This window comes from Rhodococcus yananensis (assembly GCF_020515525.1).
Classification (GTDB): Bacteria; Actinomycetota; Actinomycetes; order Mycobacteriales; family Mycobacteriaceae; genus Rhodococcus; species Rhodococcus yananensis.
This window is the reverse complement of sequence record NZ_JAIYEP010000115.1, coordinates 1-9,306: the sequence shown is the minus strand read 5'-3', so window position 1 is coordinate 9,306 and position 9,306 is coordinate 1. Positions and strand designations below refer to the sequence as shown.

The window sequence follows — 9,306 nt, the reverse complement described above, 5'->3', positions numbered from 1 at the left end:
ACGACGCCCCCGTCATCCACTGCGGATGGCGGGGGCGTCGTCGTCCGTCGTGTTCCGCCGTAGCAACGCAAAATGGTGGTCGCTGCGGGTAATTTCCCGTTGTCATCGCCATTCGGCGCGGTTCTGGTGGCTACACGGTCGCGACCCCACCGAACGTCTCGGGTAGCATGCGTACGCGTCGCCCAGGCGACGGTGAACCGCGACGAGCGACGTCGCGGCGGGGCGGTAGCTCAGTCGGTCAGAGCCGCGGACTCATAATCCGCTGGTCGTGGGTTCGAGCCCCACCCGCCCCACCTCGGACGGTGTTTTCGCACCCGAGCGGTGGTGCCGATCCGACGTTCGTGCGTCGACACGTGCACTCTCGACCGGGACGGTGCCGCGGAGGGCGGCCCACCGACTGTCGCAGTGATCGACGAGTTCTCGGCGCCGGTACGGTAGTTCTGCGCGGCGACGCGGGCGAGCGTCTCGTGTGCCGCGGTGTGCGAACGGAGTTCGGCGGGGCTTCTACGATGGGGGCGTGGTGATTCGACCGGATGACAAGGACTGGACGTGGGTCGTCGAACGGGCCTGCCCCGATTGCGGATTCGACCCCGAAGCGGAGAGCTACGACGATCTGCCGGCGTTGGTCCGGGAGCGGTCGGCGAGCTGGGCGGCGATCCTGGCCCGCCCCGATGCCGTGCGGCGGCCCGACGACGCGACGTGGTCGCCGCTCGAGTACGCCGCGCACCTGCGTGACGTGTGCGCCGTGTTCCGGGGTCGACTCGAGTCGATGCTCGACGCGGAGGATCCGCCGTTCGAGAACTGGGATCAGGACGCCGCCGCCGTGACCGGGAAGTACGGCGAACTGGATCCGGGTGAGGTCGCTGCGGAGCTCGCCGTCGCGGGTCGGGTCGCCGCCGACGCGTTCGGGGCGGTGTCGCCGCAGGAGCGCGGGCGGACCGGTCGGCGCGGTGACGGCGCCCGATTCACCGTCGAGACGCTCGCCCGGTACTTCGCGCACGAACACGTCCATCACGTCTGGGACGCGCGGTACCGGTAACTTTCTGAAACCTGTTCCAATTTTGCGGAATTGTGGCTATCGTCACTCCTGCAACCGCAATGCGATGGAGGGTGAAGTTCAGATGAAGACCAAGGGTGCACTGCTGTGGGGCGTCAACGAGCCGTGGTCGGTCGAGGAGATCGAACTGGGCGATCCCATCGCGGGTGAGGTCCAGATCCGTATGGAAGCCGCCGGCATGTGCCACTCCGACCACCACATCGTCACCGGTGCGACCCCGATGCCCTCGTACCCGGCCATGGGTGGCCACGAAGGCTCCGGCGTCATCACCAAGATCGGTGACGGCGTCGTGGGACTCGAGGTCGGCGATCACGTCGTGCTCTCGTTCATCCCGGCGTGCGGACGCTGTCCGTCGTGCGCGACCGGACACTCGAACCTCTGTGACCTCGGTGCGGGGCTGCTCGGCGGACAGGCGATCTCGGACGGTAGCTACCGCATCCAGGCGCGCGGCGAGAACGTCATCCCGATGTGTCTGCTCGGCACGTTCGCGCCGTACATGACGGTCAACCAGACCCAGGTCGTCAAGATCGACAAGGATATCCCGTTCGAGATCGCCGCACTCGTCGGCTGCGGCGTACCCACCGGGTGGGGTTCCGCCACACACATCGCCGACGTCAAGGCCGGCGACTCGGTGGCGATCATCGGCATCGGCGGTGTCGGCATGAGCGCGCTGCAGGGCGCGGTCGCGTCCGGTGCCCGCCACGTCTTCGCCATCGATCCGGTGCCGTGGAAGCGCGAGCAGGCCCTCAAGTTCGGTGCCACCCACGCATACGCCTCCATCGAGGAGGCGATCGTGCCGATCATGGAGATCACCTGGGGCAAGATGTGCCAGAAGACCATCATCACCGTCGGTGAGATGAAGGGCGAACTCGTCGACCCCTCGCTCACGCTGACGGCGAAGGGCGGCACGTGTGTCGTCACCGCGATGGGCTTCATGTCCGACATGGACGTCAAGCTGAACTCGTTCCTGTTCTCGATGCTGCAGAAGGACCTCAAGGGCAACATCTTCGGCGGCTGCAATGCTCGGGTGGACATCCCGAACCTGCTCGACCTCCACCGGTCCGGTCAGCTGAACCTCGCGGACATGGTCACCCGTACCTACACCCTCGAGCAGATCAACGACGGCTACCGGGACATGCTCGACGGCAAGAACATCCGAGGTGTCATCCGCTACACCGAAGCCGATTGGTGACGAGGCTCCGCGGGTGCTGAGGCTCCGCGCCCCGCGGTCTTCTAGGCTGGGCGGGTGCGCAGTCTCGATGTGATCTCCGAGTGGCCCGTCGACCACGCCGCCGCCGCGGTTCTGACCCGCGACGGCGGCGTCGTCGGCTCGATCGGCGATACCACCACGGTGTACGAGTTGGCTTCGGTCACCAAGCCGCTCGTCGCGTACGCGGTCCTCGTCGCGGTCGAGGAGGGGGCGATCGAACTCGACGCGCCCGCCGGTCCGCCGGGATCGACGATCCGGCATCTGCTGGCGCACGCGTCCGGGCTCGCCTTCGGTGAGCCGGTGGTGCAGACCGAGCCGGGACGCAAACGGATCTACTCGAGCGCGGGATTCGAGGTACTCGCCGAGGTCGTCGCCGCCGAGACCGGATTCCGCTTCGCCGACTATCTCGCCGAAGCCGTGTTCGAGCCCCTGGGGATGGCCGACTCGGAGCTCGCCGGACCGGCGGGGCACGGGGCCCGATCGACGGTGGCGGACCTGACGCGTTTCGCCGCCGAACTCGTGTCCCCGAACCTGGTGTCACCGCAGACGTTCGAGGCGGCGACGAGTGTCCAGTTCCCGGGACTCGACGGAATCGTCCCGGGATACGGAAGGTTCAAACCGAACGACTGGGGTCTCGGATTCGAAATTCGGGGCCGGAAGAATCCGCATTGGACGGGTGCATCGAATTCTCCGCGGACATTCGGTCATTTCGGTCAATCCGGCACATTTCTCTGGGTCGATCCCGAAATCGGTACCGCCTGTGTGGTACTCACCGATCGAGCATTCGGTCCCTGGGCGAAACCGCTGTGGTCGACGGTGAACGATGGAATCGTTCGCGAAATCACAGAAACCTCTGCCGTTCGCTAGCGAAACAGGCGCAACAGCGGCACACTATCCGTTAACCGTACGCAGAAACCGCCCGGTGGGGGTCGTTGGGGAAGACGTCCTCGTCGAATCGGAGGTGACTGTATGCGCGCATCGAATCAGTTCGCGGATGCGACATCGGGGGTGGTCTACGTCCACTCCTCGCCGGCTGCGGTCTGCCCGCATATCGAGTGGGCGTTGGCCGCCACGCTCGACAGTCGGCCCGACCTGACGTGGACGGGCCAACCGGCCGATACGGGTCTGTTGCGTACGTCCGTCGAATGGGCCGGGCCGGTCGGAACGGGCGGACGTCTCGCGGAGGCACTGAAGGTGTGGCAGATGCTGCGCTTCGAGGTCACCGAGAACCCGAGCGAGGGTGTCGACGGCGAACGATTCAGCTACGTCCCGCAACTCGGACTGTGGCGGGGCAGCACCAGCGCGAACGGGGACGTCGTGATCGGTGAGATGCGGATGCGCGCGATCCTGGCCTCCGCGGACGTCACCGGAGAGATCCACCGTGCGCTCGGCACGGCGTGGGACGAGGAACTCGAACCGTACCGCGCCGGTGACGAAGGCGCCGAGGTGACCTGGCTGCGTCGTAACGTCGGGTGAGACACCCTCGGGCGACGACACCCCTCCTCCGAGGTGCCGTCGCCCGCGCCGCCGTTTCCGAACCGCTACAGCGGAATGTTCTTGTGGGCCCCGCGGGCCGCAGGCGCGGCCGCGAGTGCCGCCGCGAGCGTGCTACGGGTGGTGGCCGGGTCGATCATCTCGTCGACCACACCGATCGACACGGCACGCCCGACACCTCCGGCGATCGCCTCGTGCTCGGCCGCGAGTCGGTCGTGCAGGGCGTCCCGCTCCTCGTCGGGGGCGGCAGCGAGCGCCTTCTTGTGCAGGATCCCCACCGCTGCCTTCGCGCCCATCACGGCGACCTCGGATTCGGGCCACGCGAACACGGCGGTGGCACCGAGCGCCCGCGAGTTCATCGCGATGTAGGCGCCGCCGTAGATCTTGCGCGTCACCAATGTCACCCGCGGCACGGACGCCTCGGCGAAGGCGTGGAGGAGCTTCGCGCCGCGCCGGACGACGCCCTCCCACTCCTGGCTGACACCGGGCAGGTAGCCGGGAACGTCGACGACGACCACGAGCGGAACCCCGAACGCGTTGCACATCCGCACGAACCGGGCCGATTTCTCGGCGCTCTCGGAGTTCAGGCAGCCACCGAGCCGCAGTGGGTTGTTGGCGATCACGCCCACGGTGCGGCCGCCGAGCCGCCCGAAACCGGTGACGATGTTGCGGGCCCAGCCACCCTGCAGTTCCTCGAAACTCGACTCGCCCTCGACGTTGTCGAGCAGTTCGTGCACGATCGGCCGGACATCGTAGGCGCGGCGCGGGGATTCCGGCATCATCGCCCGGAGGTCGGTGTCGCCGCGCGCTGCCGCGTCGACGTCGAACTCGCCCTGATCGGACAACATCGACACCAGCCGCCGCGCACGGTGCAGTGCGTCCTCCTGGTCGTCCGCGGCGATGTGTGCGACACCGGACTTCCTGGTGTGGGTGTCGGGACCACCGAGCGACTCCATGTCGACCTGCTCACCGGTGACGCTGCGCACCACGTCGGGGCCGGTGACGAACACGCGGCCCTCCGGTGCCATGATCACGATGTCGGTGAGTGCCGGTCCGTACGCGGCGCCGCCCGCGGCGAAGCCGAGGACGACGGAGATCTGCGGGATGCGCCCCGAGGCACGAACCATCGCCTCGAAGACGAGGCCGACGGCGTGGAGGGCTTCGACACCTTCGGCGAGGCGCGCGCCACCGGAATGGAACAACCCGACGATCGGGAGTTCCTCGGCGATGGCGGTGTCGATGGCGTCGACGATGTGCCGGCACCCTTCGATGCCCATGGCGCCGCCCATGACGGTGGCGTCCGAGCAGTAGGAGATGGCGGGCAGCCCGTCGATGAGGCCGCGCGCGGCGAGAACTCCGGACTTGTCGCGTGGGTGGAGCAGTTCCACGGTGCCGGAGTCGAACAGATTCTCGAGACGTGCCAACGGGTCCCGCGGGTCCGCTGTGGCGTTGCGCTGGGTAGCGGGGTCGAGAACGGTCATCGGGTGTGCTCCTCGGGCAGATGCGGTGGTGGGGTGCGGTGAGCGGCGTGCGTCGGTCGGGTCAGGCCCGGCCGAACGCGAGGGCCACGTTGTGCCCACCGAAACCGAACGAGTTGTTCAGCGCGAAATCGAACTGGCCGTAACGAGGTTCACCCTTGACCACGTCGAGTTCGATCTCTGGATCCTGATTGTCGAGATTGAGCGTGGGCGGAATGACTCCGTCACGCAGCGCCAGGACCGTGAGGACGGCCTCGAGTGCACCGACCGCGCCGATCGAATGGCCGAGCGCGGATTTCGGTGCGTAGATCGCGGCGTGGTCGCCCACGGCCGCGTTGATCGCCTTGGACTCGGCCGTGTCACCGATCGGGGTGGCCGTCGCGTGTGCGTTGACGTGCCCGATGTCGGACTTGGTCAGTCCGGCGGTCTCGATGGCGCGGGCCATGGCCCGCGCCGCGCCGGTGCCTTCGGGATGCGGCGCCACGATGTGGTAGCCGTCGGAGGTGATCCCGGCACCGAGGAGACGTCCGTGGACGGTCGCGCCGCGGGCCTTCGCATGTTCCTCCGATTCGAGGACCATCAGCGCGCCGGCCTCACCGAACACGAAGCCGTCCCGGTCCTTGTCGAAGGGGCGCGACGCGGCCTGCGGATCGTCGTTGCGGGTGCTCAGCGCCCGCATCATCGCGAAGCTGGCGGTGGCGACCGCGTCGAGTTGGCCCTCGACACCGCCGGTGACGACGATGTCGGCGTCACCGAGTGCGATCATGCGGTACGCGTTCGCGATGGCCTCCGAGCCGGACGAGCACGCCGACACGGGGGTGATGACCCCGGCGCGGGCGCCGAGTTCGAGACCCACGGTGGCCGACGGTCCGTTCGGCATGATCATCTGCACCGCGAACGGCGACACCTTGCGGTATCCACCGGTGCGGAGCTTGTCGACGGCCTCGATGAGGCTCTCGCCGCCGCCGAGACCGGTGCCGATGACGACACCGAGACGATCGGGGTCGACGTCCGGGCTACCGGCGTTCGACCACGCGGTCCGGGCGAGGGTGAGGGCCAGTCGCTCGACGAAGCTCATCCGCCGCACCTCGACGCGAGAGAGGCTCTCGTCGGGGCTCGACTTCAGGACACCGCCGATGCGGACCGGAAGATCGTATTCGTCGACGAATCCGCTGAGCGTGCCGATCCCGCTTTCACCGGCGAGGAGGCCCTTCCAGGTGGCGTCCGCGTCACCGGCGATCGACGTCGACGCAGCGAGGCTGGTGACGACGACGTTGCGCAGCGTCCGAGGAGAGGGGGAGGTCACGGCTCGGCTCACTCGTTGTCGTTGGTGGCCTGAACGCCCTCGGCCTCGAGCTTCTGGATGTAGTTGACGGCATCACCGACGGTGCGGAGGCCGGCGAGGTCCTCGTCGGGGATCTTGACGCCGTACTTGTCCTCGGTCTGCACGGCGATCTCGACCATGGAGAGCGAATCGATGTCCAGGTCGTCGACGAAGGACTTGTCGATGGTCACCTCGGAGGGCTCGATGCCGGTGACTTCCTCGATGATCTCCGCGAGACCGGCGATGATTTCTTCCTGGGTGGCGGCCACGTCGTGGCTCCCTTCTTGGGTTCGGTCGACTGTGTCGTGCAAGAAACCGGATGGACGAATGCCCGTCCGGGATGCCCGGGATGCCCGGGGTGTTCAGCGCACGCGTCGAGGTCGACGGGTGCGCAGCAACCTGATCGATATCGAGGTGTCAGGTCAGTGACGCGATATCGGCAGGAGTCTTCAGGGCCACCGTGGGGGTGCCGCGCATCTCGCGCTTGGCGATGCCGACGAGGGTGCCGGCCGGCGGGAGTTCCACCACGGAGGAGACCTGCGCGTCGCGCAGGTGGGCGGTGCACAGGTCCCAGCGCACGGGTCGGGTGACCTGCGCGGCGAGCCGTTCGAGCGCCTCCGTTCCGGACGTGACCGGGGCGCCGTCGAAGTTCGACAGCAGGGTGCGGGTGGGATCACCGGGGGTGATCTTCGCAGCTGCCGCGGCGACGGCGTCCTGGGCGGGAGCCATGAAACGGGTGTGGAAGGCGCCGGCGACCGGGAGCGACCGGATGCGGGCCTTCGCGGGCGGGTTCGCGGCGAGTTCCTCGAGTGCTTCGAGGCGTCCGGCCGCGACGATCTGACCGGCTGCGTTCATGTTGGCGGGAGTCAGATCGAGTTCGTCGAGGCGGGTGAGCACCTCGTCCTCCGCGCCACCGAGCACGGCGGACATGCCGGTGGGTTCGAGTGCGCAGGCCTTGGCCATCTCGGCGCCGCGGACGGCGGCGAGAGCCACCGCGTCGTCGGCCGAGATCACCCCGGCGATGGCGGCGGCGGCCAGTTCACCGACCGAATGCCCGGCGACGATCGTGTCGGCGGGGACGAGCCCACGGCTTTCCAGTTCCTCGTGAGCGAGGAGTGCGGCAGCGACGACGAGCGGCTGGGTGACGGCGGTGTCGGTGATCTCCTCGGCGGTGGCGACGGTGCCGAGGCGTTCGAGATCGAGGCCGGTGTTCTTGGACCAGAGCTGGATGCGATCGCGGGCACCGGCCTGCTCCAACCACGAGGTGAGCATGCCGGGCGTCTGGGACCCCTGACCGGGGGCGAGAAGCGAAATCACGAAGATCAGAGAACACCTTGCGGCCGGTCCTCCGAGATGTCGGTAGGAATGAAAGCTAGGCACAGGATTTGTAGGGTTCTTACAAAATCGCACGTGGGAGTCCGCTATCGGATCAGCACCGCCCCGCGTTACGTGTCCGGTTCGCGAGGTGTGAACCGTGTGACTGGTGGTAATGGGGTTCTGAGTTCGTTATGACTTCGTGCCAAACGCCCCACCGTGGACGCGATTCGGAGCACGTACGCATCACGGGGATTTGTGGGATCCCGACCCGTGACATCCGTGATCCGCCTCAACCGATAGCGGACCGTATTTGGATGAACAAACAGCTTTCGGGAGCAGGACTCGACTGCGCCACCGCTGTCGAGGTAGGCGTCGAGCGTGTCGGCGAGCGCCGGGCCCGCGCCCTCGAGTGGCAGAACGATCTCGTCCTCGAGTGCGGCGATCGCGCCCGGATCCCCGAGGAGCGCCCGTTCGGGGAGCAGTTCCGCGGCATGCACCGGCCGCGGCGCCCCCGGCCACCCGGCCACCGCCTCCATCCCGGCCATCGCCTCGACCGCCGACGCGTGCGCCGACGCCAGCGACGGTGTGGTCGGCCCGATCACCACCGGATCGTCGGAGAACGCATGCATCAGCTCCTCCCGGAACACCACGGCGTCCGCGGCGCCGTGGAGCATTCCGCTGACCACCATCACCAGGTTCTCGCCCTGCACCACGGCGAGAGCGGCCCGGCCGTGCTGCCGCGCGATGGTGTGCACGGTGGTGACCACCGAGACGCCCTCCTCCGGTGGAGGTGTGCCGACCAGGACCGTCGCCGGCGCGGTCGCGTCCCAGTTCAACGTCGCGGCGCGGGACTGCATGTCCGACCCCGTGTCGCCGCGGACCACCGCGTCGACGACCAGCGCCTCGAGCCTCGTGTCCCAGGCGCCACGCGACTCCGCGGCGCTCGCGTACGCCGACGCCGCCGCGAACCCGACCTCGCGGCTGTACCGCAGGATCGCCTCGGTGAGCGCGACGAGCTGCTCGTCGTTGCGTGCCAGGGCCGGCAACCACTTCTCGAACATCTCCATCGCCGCGCGCACCATCTCGACGGTCTGACGGAAGGTGAGTCGCTGCGCGAGATCCTGGGGAATCGACTGGAATGCGTCGAAACTGAACCGGATGTCGTTGTCCGGGTGCCGGACCCATTCGAGGAAGTCCACCACCGACGTCTGGATGATCAACTGCACCGTCGAGCGTTGCGACGCATCCAGGTCGGCGAAGAACGGCAGCTGTTCCTGCAGTGTGTGCACGGCCTCGGTGGACAGCCGCCCCGAGAACTGCTTGACCCGCCGCAGCAGGGCGTCGGGCAGGGGAGCGCGCTCCGGGCGCGCAGGCGGCGTCGGGCGCCCCGACACTGGGCGGCGCGTACACACCGTGGTCGAGCAGT

Annotated in this window: 9 protein-coding genes and 1 tRNA gene; 5 read left to right on the top strand and 5 right to left on the bottom strand. The window is 68.0% G+C overall.

Translation table 11 applies throughout. The features are described 5' to 3' along the window. The first annotated feature begins 219 nt into the window (after positions 1-219). The 5 genes from LDQ05_RS18465 to LDQ05_RS18445 all read left to right on the top strand — a co-directional run bounded on the left by LDQ05_RS18465 (position 220) and on the right by LDQ05_RS18445 (position 3,743). Positions 220-293, top strand: a tRNA-Ile gene (locus LDQ05_RS18465). A gap of 224 nt (positions 294-517) precedes the next feature. Beyond that, positions 518-1,039: a DinB family protein gene (locus LDQ05_RS18460; protein ID WP_226438412.1), complete on the top strand. Its 522-nt coding sequence runs from the start codon at positions 518-520 to the stop codon at positions 1,037-1,039. An 82-nt stretch (positions 1,040-1,121) separates the two neighbouring features. Further along, positions 1,122-2,249, top strand: a complete 1,128-nt coding sequence (locus LDQ05_RS18455) for an NDMA-dependent alcohol dehydrogenase (RefSeq protein WP_226438411.1) — start codon at positions 1,122-1,124, stop codon at positions 2,247-2,249. Between the two features lie 54 nt (positions 2,250-2,303). Beyond that, positions 2,304-3,134, top strand: a complete 831-nt coding sequence (locus LDQ05_RS18450) for a serine hydrolase domain-containing protein (RefSeq protein WP_226438410.1) — start codon at positions 2,304-2,306, stop codon at positions 3,132-3,134. Positions 3,135-3,236: 102 nt separating this feature from the next. Further along, complete coding sequence (locus LDQ05_RS18445) at positions 3,237-3,743, top strand: DUF3145 domain-containing protein (RefSeq protein ID WP_226438409.1); 507 nt, start codon at positions 3,237-3,239, stop codon at positions 3,741-3,743. Positions 3,744-3,808: 65 nt separating this feature from the next. Here LDQ05_RS18445 and LDQ05_RS18440 read toward each other — a convergent pair whose 3' ends face one another. The 5 genes from LDQ05_RS18440 to LDQ05_RS18420 form a co-directional block, all read right to left on the bottom strand. After that, entirely contained in the window at positions 3,809-5,242 is a 1,434-nt protein-coding gene (locus LDQ05_RS18440) for an acyl-CoA carboxylase subunit beta (protein ID WP_226438408.1), read from the bottom strand. A gap of 61 nt (positions 5,243-5,303) precedes the next feature. Further along, on the bottom strand, positions 5,304-6,545 hold the full coding sequence (locus LDQ05_RS18435) for a KasA/KasB family beta-ketoacyl-ACP synthase (RefSeq protein ID WP_226438407.1): 1,242 nt from the start codon (positions 6,543-6,545) through the stop codon (positions 5,304-5,306). A gap of 8 nt (positions 6,546-6,553) precedes the next feature. Continuing rightward, positions 6,554-6,832 carry a meromycolate extension acyl carrier protein AcpM gene (gene acpM, locus LDQ05_RS18430; RefSeq protein WP_226438406.1) on the bottom strand — a complete coding sequence of 93 codons (279 nt, stop codon included), beginning with the start codon at positions 6,830-6,832 and terminating at the stop codon, positions 6,554-6,556. A gap of 148 nt (positions 6,833-6,980) precedes the next feature. After that, positions 6,981-7,880 carry an ACP S-malonyltransferase gene (locus LDQ05_RS18425; protein WP_226438405.1) on the bottom strand — a complete coding sequence of 300 codons (900 nt, stop codon included), beginning with the start codon at positions 7,878-7,880 and terminating at the stop codon, positions 6,981-6,983. Positions 7,881-8,008: 128 nt separating this feature from the next. Then, the gene (locus LDQ05_RS18420) at positions 8,009-9,274 is read right to left on the bottom strand and encodes a PucR family transcriptional regulator (RefSeq protein ID WP_226438413.1); all 1,266 of its coding nucleotides are present in this window, start codon (positions 9,272-9,274) and stop codon (positions 8,009-8,011) included. Between the last annotated feature and the right edge of the window lie 32 nt (positions 9,275-9,306).

What these genes read in the sequence shown, in the direction of transcription:
- LDQ05_RS18445 (WP_226438409.1), top strand. Translation starts at nt 3,237, where the DNA reads ATGCGCGCATCGAATCAGTTCGCGGATGCGACATCGGGGGTGGTCTAC.
- LDQ05_RS18440 (WP_226438408.1), bottom strand. Translation starts at nt 5,242, where the DNA reads ATGACCGTTCTCGACCCCGCTACCCAGCGCAACGCCACAGCGGACCCG.
- LDQ05_RS18455 (WP_226438411.1), top strand. Translation starts at nt 1,122, where the DNA reads ATGAAGACCAAGGGTGCACTGCTGTGGGGCGTCAACGAGCCGTGGTCG.